General features: G+C 42.5%; 13 protein-coding genes and 2 pseudogenes. 11 read left to right on the top strand and 4 right to left on the bottom strand.

Annotated elements, in window-relative coordinates:
- Nucleotides 1-14: 14 nt before the first annotated feature.
- Nucleotides 15-773: pseudogene (locus IQ244_RS23010) on the top strand (amino acid ABC transporter permease); the annotation flags it as partial.
- Here IQ244_RS23010 and IQ244_RS23005 read toward each other — a convergent pair.
- Nucleotides 774-1651, bottom strand: a pseudogene (locus IQ244_RS23005) (Rpn family recombination-promoting nuclease/putative transposase). It lies immediately after the preceding pseudogene.
- A 137-nt stretch (nucleotides 1652-1788) separates the two neighbouring features.
- Between IQ244_RS23005 and IQ244_RS23000 the strand changes: the two are divergent.
- Nucleotides 1789-2529, top strand: a complete 741-nt coding sequence (locus IQ244_RS23000) for an amino acid ABC transporter ATP-binding protein (RefSeq protein ID WP_193898371.1) — start codon at nucleotides 1789-1791, stop codon at nucleotides 2527-2529.
- Here the strand turns inward: IQ244_RS23000 and dnaN are convergent.
- On the bottom strand, nucleotides 2526-3680 hold the full coding sequence (dnaN, locus tag IQ244_RS22995) for a DNA polymerase III subunit beta (protein WP_193898320.1): 1155 nt from the start codon (nucleotides 3678-3680) through the stop codon (nucleotides 2526-2528). The genes IQ244_RS23000 and dnaN overlap by 4 nt on opposite strands.
- 279 nt (nucleotides 3681-3959) lie before the next feature.
- Nucleotides 3960-5348, bottom strand: a complete 1389-nt coding sequence (gene dnaA / locus IQ244_RS22990) for a chromosomal replication initiator protein DnaA (protein ID WP_193898318.1) — start codon at nucleotides 5346-5348, stop codon at nucleotides 3960-3962.
- Nucleotides 5349-5515: 167 nt separating this feature from the next.
- On the opposite strand from dnaA, the gene IQ244_RS22985 reads away from it, so the two are divergent.
- The 8 genes from IQ244_RS22985 (at nucleotide 5516) to IQ244_RS22950 (ending at nucleotide 12890) form a co-directional block, all read left to right on the top strand.
- Complete coding sequence (locus IQ244_RS22985; RefSeq protein ID WP_193898316.1) at nucleotides 5516-6760, top strand: HhoA/HhoB/HtrA family serine endopeptidase; 1245 nt, start codon at nucleotides 5516-5518, stop codon at nucleotides 6758-6760.
- 183 nt (nucleotides 6761-6943) lie between these two features.
- A complete protein-coding gene (gene def, locus IQ244_RS22980; protein WP_193898314.1) occupies nucleotides 6944-7477 on the top strand; it encodes a peptide deformylase in 534 nt (177 codons plus the stop codon).
- Nucleotides 7478-7573: 96 nt separating this feature from the next.
- Nucleotides 7574-8692: an HMA2 domain-containing protein gene (locus tag IQ244_RS22975; RefSeq protein ID WP_193898312.1), complete on the top strand. Its 1119-nt coding sequence runs from the start codon at nucleotides 7574-7576 to the stop codon at nucleotides 8690-8692.
- A gap of 32 nt (nucleotides 8693-8724) precedes the next feature.
- On the top strand, nucleotides 8725-9030 hold the full coding sequence (locus IQ244_RS22970) for a hypothetical protein (protein ID WP_193898310.1): 306 nt from the start codon (nucleotides 8725-8727) through the stop codon (nucleotides 9028-9030).
- A 57-nt stretch (nucleotides 9031-9087) separates the two neighbouring features.
- On the top strand, nucleotides 9088-9297 hold the full coding sequence (locus IQ244_RS22965) for a hypothetical protein (protein ID WP_193898308.1): 210 nt from the start codon (nucleotides 9088-9090) through the stop codon (nucleotides 9295-9297).
- Nucleotides 9298-9384: 87 nt separating this feature from the next.
- Nucleotides 9385-11733, top strand: a complete 2349-nt coding sequence (locus IQ244_RS22960) for a heavy metal translocating P-type ATPase (protein WP_193898306.1) — start codon at nucleotides 9385-9387, stop codon at nucleotides 11731-11733.
- A 71-nt stretch (nucleotides 11734-11804) separates the two neighbouring features.
- Nucleotides 11805-12110, top strand: a complete 306-nt coding sequence (locus IQ244_RS22955; RefSeq protein WP_193898304.1) for a DUF5132 domain-containing protein — start codon at nucleotides 11805-11807, stop codon at nucleotides 12108-12110.
- A 186-nt stretch (nucleotides 12111-12296) separates the two neighbouring features.
- Complete coding sequence (locus tag IQ244_RS22950; RefSeq protein ID WP_193898302.1) at nucleotides 12297-12890, top strand: HMA2 domain-containing protein; 594 nt, start codon at nucleotides 12297-12299, stop codon at nucleotides 12888-12890.
- A 295-nt stretch (nucleotides 12891-13185) separates the two neighbouring features.
- On the opposite strand, the gene IQ244_RS22945 is transcribed toward IQ244_RS22950, so the two are convergent.
- Nucleotides 13186-14244 carry a HEAT repeat domain-containing protein gene (locus tag IQ244_RS22945; protein ID WP_193898300.1) on the bottom strand — a complete coding sequence of 353 codons (1059 nt, stop codon included), beginning with the start codon at nucleotides 14242-14244 and terminating at the stop codon, nucleotides 13186-13188.
- 323 nt (nucleotides 14245-14567) lie between these two features.
- Here IQ244_RS22945 and fni point away from each other — a divergent pair, with 323 nt between their 5' ends.
- Nucleotides 14568-15617, top strand: coding sequence for a type 2 isopentenyl-diphosphate Delta-isomerase (gene fni, locus IQ244_RS22940; protein WP_193898298.1), 1050 nt, complete (start codon nucleotides 14568-14570; stop codon nucleotides 15615-15617).
- Nucleotides 15618-15709 lie beyond the last annotated feature (92 nt).

Raw genomic sequence — 15709 nt, 5'->3', positions numbered from 1 at the left:
TATCATTTGTACTATTAGCAGGCTTTTGGATTGGCAAAGCATTTAATCAAGTAATATCTCCTTGGTTATCTGTTATTTGGTTAATCTCATTTCCTATAATTCTGTGGCTAATTGGTGGGGGATTTGGCTTACAATCTGTATCTACAAATTTATGGAATGGTTTACTCCTCACTATACTGATGGCTTTAGTCAGTATTGTGCTTTCTTTCCCCATCGGAGTTTTATTAGCTTTAGGACGTACTAGTAAACTGCCTGTATTACGTTGGGTTTCTATTTTATATATCGAAATTGTGCGAGGATTACCGCTGATCGGAGTTTTGTTTCTAGCTCAGGTAATGCTGCCTTTATTTTTCCCAACAGACTGGCGTTTAGATAGGGTAATAAGGGCAATTGCTGGATTAGTTCTATTTAGCGCCGCCTATATGGCAGAAAACGTCCGTGGTGGACTTCAATCAATTCCCCGTGGACAGATTGAAGCTGCCAAAGCATTAGGATTAAAAACACCATTGGTAATTTTATTAATTGTGCTTCCTCAAGCTCTACGTGCAGTTATTCCCGCAATTGTTGGACAGTTTATCGGCTTATTTAAAGATACTTCACTCTTATCTTTGGTAGGTTTATTTGAATTAACTGGTATTGCCCGTTCCGTATTGGCACAGCCACAATTTCTCGGTCGCTATGCAGAAGTATATTTATTTATTGGATTAATTTATTGGATATTTTGCTATTCAATGTCGCTGACTTCTCAGCGTTTAGAAAGACAATTTAAGTAATTATTGCTCTGGAGCTTTTTCATCCGATAAGAAAGTCAGGAATTCTGTCAAAGAACTGACACTAATAGCCGCATCCATGAAATTTTCTAACTGTTCTACACTCGCACTTTCCAAACTTGCAACTACAGAAGGTGGAACTTCGCCAAAGCGTTGTTGCAACACCCGGATTAATTGCCGTCGCGCACCTTGCTCTAAGCCTTGCTGAAGACCCAGTTCTTTACCTTCAGTTAAAATTTCTTCATACCAAGGTGATTCTCGTAATACTGTCATATCCCACCTCATTATTTGCTGTACTAAAGGTGTTTCTAATACAAAACTAGCAAAAAAAGCCAGCAATGATTCTAATTGGTTGAACTGGGCATCTGCTCGTAGTGTCTGTAGTGCGCGTTGCACTACAGATGCCTCTCCTCCACCTCGCAATATGGGAACAAATGGTAATAAAGATGGTATTGGTTGCTGAAAGACTATTTCAGCATCTACTTCCCACAAATTAATCACGCGATAGTCTTGGATAGCGCGTAATCCCAAAAATTCTTGCTCGTAACTACTGACAACTGTTACTGTCGTTGGCGGTGGCAAGATGTTGATTAAGACTGGATAAGTTGGCAGCTGGTAACGTTCGCCAAAGCAGCATAAGCCCTCATCCTTAAAGGCATTTTGGTTGTGTAGCGCAATTGTAATTCGGTGAGTACCAAAAAATCGCCACAGGCCTCACTGTATGCTTTCACAAGCACATCTGTTTCGCGGCTAATCCACTGAAATTCAGAACCTAAAATTTCTTTGGCGACAACTTCCGATCGCTGAGTCACCCATTTTACCCAAGCATCGGGATCAAGACTAATTAGTCGCTTGCCACCTGTATCTGCTGGTTTAGACACCGTATTTTTTGTAACAGTACTAAGATTTAATAATACATCAATCACCAATCTTCAGAGTCGTCAATTTGATAAAATTCAGGCAATGTTTTGATTTGCTAGATGTTATTGAAAATACAATTTAGGTAGAAAAATCAATGATGATAGAGAAAGAATCAATTATTGTTGCTGAGAATGTTCATAAGTGGTATGGAAAATTTCATGTCCTCCAAGGTGTGAGTTTAACTGTTAACCGAGGAGAAGTAGTAGTATTAATGGGGCCTTCTGGTTCAGGAAAATCAACTTTTATTCGCACATTTAATGCTTTAGAAGAGTATCAAAAAGGAACAATTATTATTGACGGTATTAACCTGAGTAATGACTTGCGGAATATAGAAACAATTCGGCAAGAAGTGGGTATGGTTTTTCAACAGTTTAATTTGTTTCCCCACCTCACCGTACTGCAAAATATTACATTAGCGCCAATTTGGGTGCGTCGCTGGTCAAAAGCCAAAGCTGAAGAATTAGCAATGCAACTGTTAGAAAGAGTGGGGATATTAGAACAAGCACAAAAATATCCCGGACAGTTATCGGGTGGACAACAACAGCGAGTAGCGATCGCCCGTGCGTTAGCTATGCAGCCTAAAATTATGCTATTCGACGAACCCACCTCCGCTTTAGATCCAGAAATGGTACGCGAAGTATTAGATGCCATGCGTGGTCTGGTGCGTGATGGTATGACGATGGTTGTTGTTACCCACGAAGTCGGATTTGCCCGTGAAGTTGCTGACCGAGTAATTTTAATGGATAGCGGTTCTCTTGTAGAGTCAGCAACACCCGATATCTTTTTTAACAACCCACAAGAGGACAGAACTCGCCAATTTTTATCTCAAATTCTTTAACTACGTAGCTGCACAGGCATAGCTAAATAAGTCATCTTCAAGCCACCAAGGGGGGTAAAAATTACTGGCGTGAGGTTTTGATTAATGTGCATTTGAATTTCGGAAGATGGCAAGGCTTTTAGTCCTTCCATGAGATACTTCACATTAAAGGCAATTTCGATATCTTCTCCAGATATTTCCGCCGGCATTGATTCTCTCCCACTACCCATTTCTTGCGCTTCACAAGATAATGTCAATTCTTGGGAGGCATGATCAATGGTGAGTTTAACTATATTATTCTTTTGATCGGCTAATACAGCAATTCTTTCTAAAGTACTTAAAAATTGTTTGCGATCAACTGTGACTTGTCGCTCAAATTGGCGGGGAATGAGTTGGCGATATGCGGGATATTGCCCTTCTAAAGTGCGGCTAGTTAAGCGTTGATTTTGCCAAGCAAAAACAACTTGACCTTGGTCTAAATATAAGGCGATCGCATCATCAGCCGCAGCATTATGAACTAACATCCGTTCCAGTTCTCGTAAGGCTTTGCTGGGTACTGTCACCTCTAATTCACCACTTCCACCCAAGGGACGCTCGTTTGTCGTTTCAACCACTGCGAGGCGATGTCCATCCGTCGCCCCAAATTCTAGGGTGTCTTGTTTCACACTTAAATGCACGCCGGTGAGAACTTGCTTAGTTTCATCAGCACTTGTGGCAAATAATGACCCCCGCAGTCCTTCAATTAAGGCGGCTGTGGTTAAATGAATTGGTTCTGCATCTTCAATTATTGGGAGTTCGGGGAAGTCTTCGGCACTCATGGCGCGTAATTGGTAACATCCACTTTTGGGTGTGAGAGTGACAATTAACCCTTCTCCTGTGGCTGCAACTGAAGCTTCGTCATCTAAGGTAATTTCCCCTTCTGGTAAACGAGAGGTAATATCTAGCAAAAGTTTAGCAGGTAGGGCGATCGCTCCTCCTTGCCAAACTTCCGCACTAAAGCTAGTACGGATACCCAAACTCAAATCAAAGGCGGTTAAACTGACTTGGTTAGTTTCTGCATCCGCCTGTAAAAGTATATTCGCCAGCACTGGATGAGTCGGTCGTGAAGGTACAGCACGGCTAATCAGGGAGAGGTTCGTACTCAGGTCGCTTTGGGAGCAAAGTAATTTCATGGGTGAGAGATTAAGAGTTAGAGATTAGGGATTAGAGGTTAAATATTGAGTCTGTCAATCCCTGTGGAAAACTTGTGGAAAACTTTAGGGTTTTTTCCACAAGGTAATTATACTTGATGAAGTTTTCCACAGCATCGTTGGTATTTTTCCCCAAAAAATAATTGTTTTTCCACAGAAACATTTAATTTTAATCATTTTTTATACTTAACTTAATATTTAAAATTGATTCCTTAACTATTGATATCAGCGAGTATTTTGCAGGCTGTGGAAAACTCCAGATTAATTCCTTGATGACTTTTGCGAACGACTAGTCATATTAATGCGATCGCTCAGTTGACGGAGAGTATTTACTAAATTGCGATCGCTTTCTTTAAGTTGAGTGATTTTCTCACAACTATACAGCACCGTTGTATGGTCTTTGCCACCAAACTCTTCCCCAATTCTTGGCAGACTCAAATCAGTGTGTTGACGCATTAAATACATCGCTATTTGCCGCGCCCAGCTAATTTCCCGCCGCCGTGAGTTACCTTTGAGGTCTTCAATTGAGACATCAAAATTATGAGCAACAGCCGCTAAAATGGCATCTGGAGTAGCGGCTACTTTTTCATTTGGTATTTCTAAAACTGGGGTAATATTTTCTACCGTCATGGGCAAACCCCAAATCGAAATATAGGCTAAAGCCCTGATCAATGCTCCTTCTAATTCCCGAATATTCGATTTGTAGTTAGTTGCTATATACTCAATCACATCCCTAGGCAAGCAGATATTTTCATACTCAGCTTTTTTTTGTAAAATTGCCATTCTCGTTTCTAAATCAGGTGATTGAATATCAGCAATTAACCCCATAGAAAACCGGGAAGACAACCTCTCTTGCAGTTGAGGAATTTGGTTGGGTGGACGGTCTGAAGCAATGACAACTTGCTTACCAGCTTCATGTAATGTATTAAAAGTATGGAAAAACTCTTCTTGAGTGTATTCTTTACCTTCAAGAAACTGAATATCATCAACTAACAGCACATCAGCAGCCCGATAATGTTCTCGGAAGCTTTGCATACTATCATTACGGATGGCTGTAATTAAGTCATTGGTGAATTGTTCGGTAGAAACGTAAAATATTTTAGAATTTGGGCAAATTTCCCAGCGATAATGACCAATTGCTTGCATCAGGTGAGTTTTGCCTAAACCAACACCACCACATAAAAATAAAGGATTAAACTCCCTACCGGGAGATTCTGCAACGGCTAAGGATGCGGCGTGTGCCATGCGGTTATTCGCACCCACCACAAACCGCGAAAACACATATTTTGAGTTTAATTCTGCATTAGTCTGAGTTTTCTGTGTCGGGTTGGCAGACACAAAACTGGAATTAGCCAATTTCTCAGCAGTTTCTCGCTTGTCTATGGGCGTAACTTCATCGCCTTGAGCAACTGTTATATAAATTTCAACCGGATACCCCAGAATATTCTGCACAACATTAGCAATGGTATTAATGTAATACTTCTGTAACCAATTGCGTGCAAAGGGGTTGGGAGTAATAATGACTAAACAATTATTCTCTAATCTCTCCGCATTAGCAGTTTTAATCCAAGTTTCAAAGGTTGGACGGGATAATTCTAGCTGTAGGCGCTCTAGCACCTGAGACCACAGACTGTCAAGGGAAATTTCCATCACATATCACCTTTGCTGCTAATCGCCAAAATAGAAGATATGAGCAAGCACCAATTTAGCATTCACAGGATCTAGACCTAAGCTAAACTTTGAGTTCTAATCATTTTGGGACTACCCAGTAGGCCATATCCTAACACCCACTGACCAACACGGAGAAACAAAGACACATGAAGACAACAGTGCAGAATATTGATAGCTGGAGTTGCCTCTTCAGTAAAAGAGCTAACATTGTGAAGTTAACGCTGCTAAGTGGGGTAGCAGTGGTGTCTTTAGGAGGTTGTGGTCTTTTACCTACGAAAACCTTTGAAAATTCTGTTAATCAACCTGCGACTTCCGATAACAAAACATCTAACCCTGAATCAGCGATCGCACTTCCACCTATTATCTCCTCATCTGGTGATCCTAACTTTGTTGTGGGTGTGGTGAAAAATGTTGGTGGTGCAGTGGTGCGAATTGACTCTTCCAGAACCGTCACATCTCGCATTCCCGAACAATTTAACGATCCCTTTTTTCGGCGGTATTTTCGGGATACTCAACCCAGACAACGAGTTGAACGCGGTAGTGGTTCAGGATTTATCATTAGTTCCTCTGGACAAATCTTGACCAATTCTCATGTAGTTGATGGCGCTGACACTGTAACAGTCACTCTCAAGGATGGGAGAACGTTTGATGGCAAAGTTTTAGGGGAAGATCCCGTTACAGATGTAGCTGTTATTAAAATAGATGCCAATAACTTGCCAACTATCTCCCTAGGCAATTCGGAAGTTTTACAACCAGGAGAGGCGGTAATTGCTATTGGCAATCCCTTGGGTTTGAACAATACTGTAACATCGGGAATTATTAGTGCTACAGGTCGATCTAGTAGTGACATTGGTGCAAGTGACAAGCGGGTTGACTATCTGCAAACAGACGCGGCGATTAACCCTGGCAATTCTGGCGGGCCATTGCTGAATGCACGCGGTCAAGTCATTGGGATGAACACAGCAATTCTTCGCAACGCGCAAGGTTTGGGATTTGCCATTCCCATCAACACCGTACAGAAAATTTCTCAAGAATTAATTACGAAAGGCCGAGTTGATCACCCTTATTTGGGTGTGCAGATGGTGACACTCACACCAGAAATTAAAGACAGGATTAACACTAAATTTGGCGATCGCATTAATCTCACCACAGATAAAGGTGTGTTATTAGTAAGTATTGTCCCTCGCTCTCCAGCGGCGGCGGCGGGACTCAGACCAGGGGATGTGATTCAAAAAATTAATAACCAGTCTGTTACTAAAGTAGAAGAAGTTCAAAGACTCCTAGAAAATAGCCAAATTGGTAATCCTTTACCAGTACAAGTAGAGCGAAATGGACAAACTACGCAAATCATCGTTCGTCCCGCACCTCTACCTGTGCAAAGAGAGAGCTAATTAAAGTATGAAGTTTGTATGAAGAGTAAAGCCCATGACTCAATACTTTAGGTTAAAAAAAATGTATGTAAATCATTAAAAAATATTATGTTTGCAAAAGTTGACAATATCCAATTGTCAACTTTTGTTTAAAAGTACCTGATTTTTATTCATAACCTGTTAATTGCCAAAGGAGTTTTTTAGATGGCTGACTTACTACCAATTTTGCAGTTGGGCGACCCAGTAATTCGGCAAAAAGCTACTTGGGTTGATAATATTCATGATGAAAAAATTCAAAAATTAATTGATGATTTAATTAGTACAGTTGATCAAGCAAATGGTGTTGGCATTGCGGCACCACAAGTTGCTGAACAACAGCGTTTATTTATTGTCGCCTCTCGCCCGAATCCTAGGTATCCCAATGCTCCGACAATGGAACCTACGGCGATGATCAACCCTAGGATAGTGTCACATTCTGTGCAAGTTGTTAAAGGTTGGGAAGGTTGTTTATGTATCCCTGGTATCAGAGGATTCGTGCCTAGATATCAGGCAATTGAAGTTGAATATTATGACCGCTACGGGCAATTGCAAAAGCAGGAATTAACTGACTTTGTAGCGCGAGTTTTTCAGCATGAATACGATCATCTGGATGGGATTGTATTTATAGATCGCGTCGAAAGTACTCACGATATAATCACCGAGCAAGAGTACCAAAAACGGGTGGGTAACATTACTTAATCTAAAATAAATCTTGAGGATGATTTCATATACGGAAATAATGGGTTATATTTAACCTATTGTTAACCTTCGAGCCTTGGTGCAACTATCGAATAAATGACAAAAACTCTCAGTAGTTGCGGATTAAGTCCGAAAGAGGCTTTGTCTCCTGACTTAATTTCTGTTCAGCGTCATAGTAATCAAGTACAAGTGAATCGATATACCAGTTCAGCAAGTGCCAAGTTAGAAACCCATTTGCCAACTGGTGGGCTAGAGATTGTGCATACAACCCACGGTCGCATCCGCATCCGCACTACTGAAGGCAGTTTAAATTCAAAACTAGAATTAGTATCCCAATATTTACAGCAGTACCAAGGAGTCAATGAGGTTACAGCCAACGAGCAATTGGGCAGTTTGGTTGTTAACTTCGACGAAAATCATTTGACATTACATCAGATATTGGGAATACTAGAAAGTCTAAATATTCACCCTTCTCTAACTGCGCCGCAATCAATGAGCAACAAAGATCCCTTTGCGGTGTGGAAATCGCCGGATTTTTGGATGGAGCAAACTATTTCCTTCATTCCCCTGATGACTGGTTTAGCAGTAACAGGAGGTTTAGGAATTAGTGGGTTAGCATCGATCCCAGTCTATATGATTACCGCAGATGCAACTCGTCGGGTAATTGACTATTTAGAACCGCTGGCTAAATCAGAAAAACCAAATAACACAACTAAACAAGCGAAATTGACACAAGTAGCAACTAAACCTGTTGTTGAACCAGTTAGGCAAGACAGAACGCCGTCAGCCAAGATTACCTATACTGTAGTTCATACCATTCCTGGCAGGATTAGGTTTCATGTACCCCAGATTGCCCAGGATCAAGCTTATGCTAGACGGCTGGAAAGGTTATTGAAAACAGACGCTCATGTAACGAATGTGCGGATGAATTGTGATGCAGCCTCAATTGCGATCGCCTTTCATCCAGGTAATGTCACCGTAAACCATTGGGTAACACTGATGGAATCGGCTGTGCAGATAAACCCTCCCACACCTAGCGTTCAAATCGGAGAAAAACAACAGCCTGAAGAACAAATTACTCAGCCTGTTGTATCGGCTGATACAACAAAAATATCAGCAGAAAGTAACAATCTAAACATATCCAGCTTATGGGCTGAGATGAAGCCCGCAGCTATGTCTTTTTCTTTAGCCTACATGGCGAACTTTCCGTTGTAGATCGTTCCGTTAAGGAACACAGGAGGATGAAAATGGAGGGTTCTGTATCCTCATCGGCATCGCAACCTCCTGGGGAAAGCCCCTGGAAAATAGCAGCCAAAGTAAATAATATCGCTAGCGATCGCCAATATGTGCAATCCTTCGAGAACTTGCTCAAAGCAGATCCAGTGGTGAAAAGTGAGCCAATCAATATCACCTATCAAACTGGAACACTGCGAGACTCTCAAGAGCGATCGCATAGCGTTATCGAAGCAGCAATCACAGATTTAAATAGTTTAATTCGCTCTGCCAACGAAGCAGCGGCAGGTATTTTCGCCAACCCAACCAGCAGAATTTAACCAAATTTCAGCAAATCTTGTTTGCAGTAACTCACCAGTCTGGAGTGATTGGCTACCGTGTACACACAAGTCGAAAATTTGCAGTCTGAAACCGTATCCCGCCTAGAACTAAAGTTCCAGGCTCATAGCCAAAGTCCACAAAACGTGGACTGGAATATATTTTTAGTTGAGTCATCTTCAGATGACTTGCGCTATGAGACTCGGAATTCATTCCGAGGCGGGACAGATGCACTCAACGAACATTTGTGTGTACACCGTAGGGAGTGATTGGGGAGAGAATTTACGCTCAAAAATTGAGAGCTTGCTGCCACATCAATATAAGTTTTTTATCTACTACTTTAAGCGAGATCAGGAATGACACCATTGACAGCACAACTAGTATCGCCCGCAGTGCAGAAAGCTTCGGAAACTGAAGCAAAAGAAGAAGTTCCGCTAGGTGCGAAAGTTTACGAAACCGTCAGTACAGTGGTTTTGGCCCAACCAACTTACAAAACTGAGAATGGCAAACTGTCTCAAGTTAAGCGTAATAGACAGTCTCATCAGCCAACCTCTCAAGTTGTTTACAGCGTTGTCCATACAGTTCCCGGCAGAATGCGGTTGCGTATCCCGCAATTGCGTAATAACGCCGCATATATGCAACGCCTCCAAACTTTGTTGGAAGTTGATCCCCTCGTTACCAGCGTCAAAATTAAACCTGCGGCGGCATCGTTAGTTGTTACTTATAAATCTAGTACAGTCAGTGATGTCAAAATGCGATCGCGTCTTAGCTGTTTGATTATGACGGCTAATGATGCCAATGTTGTGCTGTTAGATCAGAAAAAGCCTATTGATAATAAACCTCAAGAGGATGCAGCAGAAGGCGCTTGGCCAGGACTGCAACTTTCGGCTGTCGCCACTGGGTTAGCGGTGCTAGGTGGGCCGTTAGGATTTGCTGTTCCACCAATTATGGTGGCTGGTACTATTGCTTTGGCAACATTACCCGTCTTCCAAAGAGCGATCGAGGGAATCGTGATGCAGCGTAAACTGACTATTGATGTGTTGGATTTGTTGGCAATTGTGATTACCACAGTCCAAGGTCAGTTCCTCACACCCGCATTGATGCTGAGTTTAATCGAAATTGGAGAAAATATCCGCGATCGCACGGCCCGTTCTTCTAAAATGCAGACATTAGATCTGCTCAATTCTCTAGGGCAATTTGTTTGGGTTGAGCGTGATGGTGAGAAAGTACAAATCTCGATTAAAGAAGTCAAAAGCGGCGATACAGTAATTGTCTATCCCGGCGAACAAGTCCCGGTAGATGGCAGTATTATCCGGGGTAAAGCCTTACTAGATGAACAAAAACTCACTGGTGAATCAGTCCCCGTCTTGAAGTCCAAAGGACAACCTGTGTTTGCTTCTACATTGGTACGGGAAGGCAGTATCTATATCTTGGCAGAACGCATAGGTAACGACACCCGCGCCGGACAGAGCATTAAGCTGATGGAAGAAGCTCCAGTCCATGATACGCGGATGGAAAACTGCGCCATCAAAATTGCCGAAAAAGCAGTTATACCCACCTTATTGTTAGGTGCAGGCGTGTTTGCTGTTACCCGCAACGCCGCCAGAGCCGCCAGCGTCCTCACCCTCGACTTTGCCACGGGGATCAGGGTATCAGTCCCGACAACTGTTTTAGCTGCTTTGACTTATGCCGCCCGCCACGGAATTCTCATCCGCAGCGGTCGCGCCTTAGAACAATTGGCAGAAGTTGACACCATTGTTTTTGACAAGACTGGTACATTGACGAAGGGTGAAGTTGCGGTAATTGGCGTTGATAGTTTCCATGCTGAAGTCTCCACAGATAGAGTATTAGCGATCGCCGCCGCCGCTGAACAACGCCTCACCCACCCAGTTGCCGAGGCTGTCATCCGTTATGCGGAAGCACAGCAAACTGTGATTCCTAGCCGCAGTAAGTGGAACTATAAACTTGGCTTGGGTGTGGAAGCAGAGATTTATGGCGAACCTATTTATGTTGGGAGTGAGCGCTTCTTACGTCAACAAGGCGTAGATATGGAAGTTCTCAACGATGCCAACCGAGTAAATTCTGTAATTTATGTAGCCAGCAATGGGCAACTTCTCGGTAGAATAAGATATAGTGATATTCTTCGTCCAGAAACACGGGAAGTAATTAACCATTTGTTGACGGTCGAAGGTGTAGAAGTGCATATGCTCACGGGCGACAACCAACGCACAGCCAAAGCTGTAGCGTCACAACTAGGAATTGCCCCAGCCAATACCCATGCAGAAGCATTCCCCGAACAAAAAGCCGCAGTTGTCCGCGAACTGCACGAACAAGGCAAAACAGTTGCCTTTGTCGGAGATGGAATCAACGATTCCCCAGCTTTAGCCTACGCCGATGTTTCAATATCCTTTGCTCATGGTTCAGAAATTGCTCGTGAGACCGCAGATGTCGTGCTGATGGAAAATGACTTACATGGAATTTTAGAAGCGATCGCCCTAGCACGCAACGCCAAAAAGTTAATCCGCCAAAACACCAGTATTGTTGCTATTCCTAATATTGCAGCAATGGCGATCGCTGTGCTATTTGGGCTGAACCCCCTCGGCGCAACGGTAGTTAACAATGGTTCAACAATCGTTGCAGGTGTTAACGGCTTACGGCCAATTCTTAAAAATTCCCCCAAGAAAGCTCTCCCATCAGCAAGATGAGATCACACCTTGGCTAGATTAAGCTAGATAGCTTTCTGACAATTTTTCAATTCAACTGGAGATACTTGATTATGCCGAAAATTACTGATTTTGTTGAAGATGCTGGCGCTCCTGGAATTATCGCTGGTATCGGTGCAGTCCTCCTCGCACCTGTTCTGATTCCTGTTGTCGCGGGAATTGGTAAACCCATTGCTAAGTCCATCATCAAAGGCGGAATTTTGGCTTACGAAAAAAGCAAAGGAGCCTTTGCGGAACTAGGCGAAACCTGGGAAGATATCGTAGCTGAAGCCAAAGCCGAAATCGCAGAAGATAGAGAAACCCCATTATTTGAAGCTGCTGGTACTCCAGTTGACAACACATCTGATAATGGTGCGTAAGCTTCCAGACTGATATCTTGCATTATTCTCAATAACTATAGGGTGGGCAATGTCTACAACGTCAAAATCTGATTTTGACCAACTTTTCAGGATTGCCCACCTGACTTTAATTGCACTCAAGGTACTGGTGCAAGATGTAGGTAAACAAAACTCAATAGCATTCAAAGATTATTCAGGAGGATGGATGTGTTGACAAATAGTCATGGTAATGTAACTATGATGCCTAAAGTTGTGGAGGCAGCAGCCTTGAACACGCCATCCCAACCTATCTCTACAAAAATTATTAGCGATACCCCAGGCAGACTACGCTTAAGAATAGCGCCATCCCATCGTCAAGTCGGGGAAATAACACGCATTGTGAAGATGTTGGATGCTCAACCCAACATTAGCCAGGTAAGCAGTAACATTCAAAATGGCAGTATTGTCATTCACCACGATCGCAATGATGAAAGCTGGCAAAATGTCGTAGCTACGCTCAAAGATATCGGCATAATTTTCGCTGACGTTACTAACGAAAGCCACTCCGATGCAGCCGCTACCGTTGCTAATGCTGTCTATGACTTAAACGACAGAGTGGAAAGAGCCACAAATAATGTAATTGATTTACGCTTAATATTTCCCTTAGCACTGGGATGTTTATCTGTGCGACAGTTGCTAATAAAAGGTTTGCAACTAGAAATCATCCCTTGGTATGTTTTGGCATGGTACGCCTTTGATAGTTTCATCAAACTCCACGGAGTCAACAAACCCCAACCTAGTAGTGCCTCTGGGAAATATTAGCAGAAGATGACTATTGAGCGATCGCTCTTGGGTGAAAATTGAGATACTCAGATATCCGACTTTGCAAAAAAGTCGCATATCTTGTAGTTAAAAAATCCCCGTGAAGGTTAACAAATTGATATAACAGTAGCCAAGTTGCTTAGGACATCGATCAATAATAAAACTTAGACACCACAAAGCTTTTAACCCTGTCACCTGTCACCTACTACCTGTCCCCTGCTATATCAGGACTTATGCAAAAAAACGAAAAATAAAGGGTTTAGGAGACACCCTGACACCCATTCTTAACTAGATATTATCTATTCCTACGCGCTGCTTGCAGAGCATTAATAGCTAAACTAACGCTTTCTTTTTCATTGTTATAAAAATGATTGCTTGGGTTTTGTAAAATTACCTGTATGTTTTGGAGGTCATCTATTGCATTAAAATCTGATGTAGTAACGAAATTTGCCCTAGCTTTTTCTTGCAGATTTGTGACTATTTTCAAAATAGCTCTAGCCGCTTTGCTCCGCACTGTCGAGTCTCGGTCTTGCAAACCTTGGCTCAAATAAGGCATAACTGCACTAGTATCTGTGCCAATACTACCAATCGTTTCTAAAGCGAGTCCCCGCACCGATGGTTCACCATGTTGCAGGGCTTTGCCAATATTTGGCAGAATAGGAGCAACTTCACTACTGATTGTATTGAGGTTTTCTGCATTAGTCAGCCGAGTCTGGGGATCGTCAGTATTACTAAGATTAGAAATCAGGCGAGATACAATAAACGACGATTTAGTATTTAACTTGACTAAAGCTGTCGCCGCACTAAAACGCACCGAAAAATCCGCATCTTGCAGCGCATCAACCAAGTAACTGGAAAACTTCGCAGATTCAATTACTGTATTTGCGCCATTGGGATCACCAATATCTTCAGCAACGATGTTACCAATAGCTCTAGCTGCACTACTGCGGACAAACCAATTCTCGTCTTTAAGATTTTTAACTAAGGTAGGTAAAGCATCTTTAACTATCACACCACCTTTTTGAGACAACACTAAGGCCGCACCGCTACGCACTCGCCAATCAGGGTTTACTAAAGCAAGCTTGAGTTTCTCTAATGTTTCACTACTAAACTCTCTATTGTTGAGGTTGCCTAAAGTTGTCGCAGTATTCAGTTGTTCTAATAAATCTTCGTTGCTAAAACTTTGGATTAACTGATCAACTTTCTGCCCATTGGGCGTTTGTGCCAAAGTTTTATAACTTATACTACTGACAACCAAAGGTGATACAAAAGTCAACACAGTTACTGCCAGACGATGTGCTAACAACCTATTAGGAACTCTAGCCCAGAAGTTTAAGTAAATGTGTTTTGCCATAATTTGTACTTCTGTATACAAGAATGCTATTTTGTATCCTCAGTGTTTCATATTAACATTCAAAATCTTGATGCACAAATAGATTTAGGACTTACACACCAAGTTTTTTGTGGTGATTGGGTTGAGGGGCTTCGTGTGAGCGTCAGCCGAACGGTGTGAAGGTGTATGGCTTCTGCACACCCATAAACCCTTCTCCATTCCTAAATGATTGATGGGAATTCACCCATAACCTGTAACCTCTAACCTGTAACCTATCACCTGCTCTAACCTTTTTGTCTAAGCCCTAGAATAGTTATGACAACAGCTTTGAGTCATACCTACCAGTGAAAGCCTCTACTAGCAATCCCGGACAAACTCAGTCGCGTAAAGCAGATCATATTCGTATCTGTTTAGAAGAAGATGTTCAATGCCGCGAAATCACCAATGGATTAGAAAATTATCGTTTTAGCCATTATTGTTTACCAGAAATAGATCGTCAGGATATTGATATCAGTACAAATTTTTTAGGCAAGTATCTAGTAGCGCCATTATTAATTTCTTCGATGACTGGAGGAACCGAAGAAGCTGGAATAATTAATCGCCGTTTAGCCGAAGTTGCTCAACACTATAAACTGGCGATGGGTGTTGGTTCTCAACGGGTGGCGGTAGAAAAACCGCAGGTGGTGGATACTTTTGCTATCCGCAAATATGCACCAGATGTGCTGTTGTTGGCTAATGTGGGTGCTGTGCAACTGAACTATAAATATGGTCTAGACGAATGTCTGCGAATCATCGATATGCTAGAAGCTGATGCGTTGATTCTGCACATTAACCCTCTGCAAGAGTGCATTCAACCTAGAGGCGATGTGAATTTCCGGGGTTTAATTGACAAGATAGCATTATTATGCAGTAAATTGTCTGTACCGGTGATTGCCAAGGAAGTAGGCAATGGCATTTCTGGTGCAATGGCAGAAAAACTGATTGCGGCTGGGGTGTCAGCCATTGATGTTGCTGGTGCAGGGGGAACTTCTTGGGCGAAAGTGGAAGGTGAACGGGCAGAAAATGCCTTACAACAAAGGTTAGGTGCGACATTTGCCGATTGGGGGATACCAACAGCAGAGTGTATTACAGGTGTGCGGGCGATCGCACCGCAGATTCCCTTAATTGCCTCTGGTGGCTTGCGTCATGGCTTGGATGTAGCCAAAGCGATCGCTTTAGGTGCAGATATCGCCGGTTTAGCTATGCCTTTTTTGCAAGCAGCCGTAGTATCAGAAGCAGCCATCTCTGAGTTAGTAGAAGTTTTAATCGCAGAAATTGTCACAGTGTTATTTTGTACTGGTAACGCTAACTTACAGCAGTTAAAACATTCTGGAAGTTTACACCGCATACAATAAGAAGGATAAAGCAGGGGGTAGGAGGCAAGAAGTAGAGGTAGTATTCAATACGCAACACTTTTTGAGAAATTAGTGGCGCTGTTGTAGCAAAT

Origin of the sequence: Nostoc sp. LEGE 06077, from assembly GCF_015207705.1 — a bacterium.
In the GTDB taxonomy this organism is placed as follows: Bacteria; Cyanobacteriota; Cyanobacteriia; order Cyanobacteriales; family Nostocaceae; genus Nostoc_B.
The sequence above is the reverse complement of the archived record's forward strand: the minus strand, read 5'-3'. Positions and strand labels throughout refer to the sequence as shown.

Coding starts and splice junctions, on each gene's coding strand:
- IQ244_RS23000 (WP_193898371.1), top strand. CDS start 1,789: ATGATAGAGAAAGAATCAATTATTGTTGCTGAGAATGTTCATAAGTGG.
- dnaN (WP_193898320.1), bottom strand. CDS start 3,680: ATGAAATTACTTTGCTCCCAAAGCGACCTGAGTACGAACCTCTCCCTG.
- dnaA (WP_193898318.1), bottom strand. CDS start 5,348: ATGGAAATTTCCCTTGACAGTCTGTGGTCTCAGGTGCTAGAGCGCCTA.
- IQ244_RS22985 (WP_193898316.1), top strand. CDS start 5,516: ATGAAGACAACAGTGCAGAATATTGATAGCTGGAGTTGCCTCTTCAGT.
- def (WP_193898314.1), top strand. CDS start 6,944: ATGGCTGACTTACTACCAATTTTGCAGTTGGGCGACCCAGTAATTCGG.
- IQ244_RS22975 (WP_193898312.1), top strand. CDS start 7,574: ATGACAAAAACTCTCAGTAGTTGCGGATTAAGTCCGAAAGAGGCTTTG.
- IQ244_RS22970 (WP_193898310.1), top strand. CDS start 8,725: ATGGAGGGTTCTGTATCCTCATCGGCATCGCAACCTCCTGGGGAAAGC.
- IQ244_RS22960 (WP_193898306.1), top strand. CDS start 9,385: ATGACACCATTGACAGCACAACTAGTATCGCCCGCAGTGCAGAAAGCT.
- IQ244_RS22955 (WP_193898304.1), top strand. CDS start 11,805: ATGCCGAAAATTACTGATTTTGTTGAAGATGCTGGCGCTCCTGGAATT.
- IQ244_RS22945 (WP_193898300.1), bottom strand. CDS start 14,244: ATGGCAAAACACATTTACTTAAACTTCTGGGCTAGAGTTCCTAATAGG.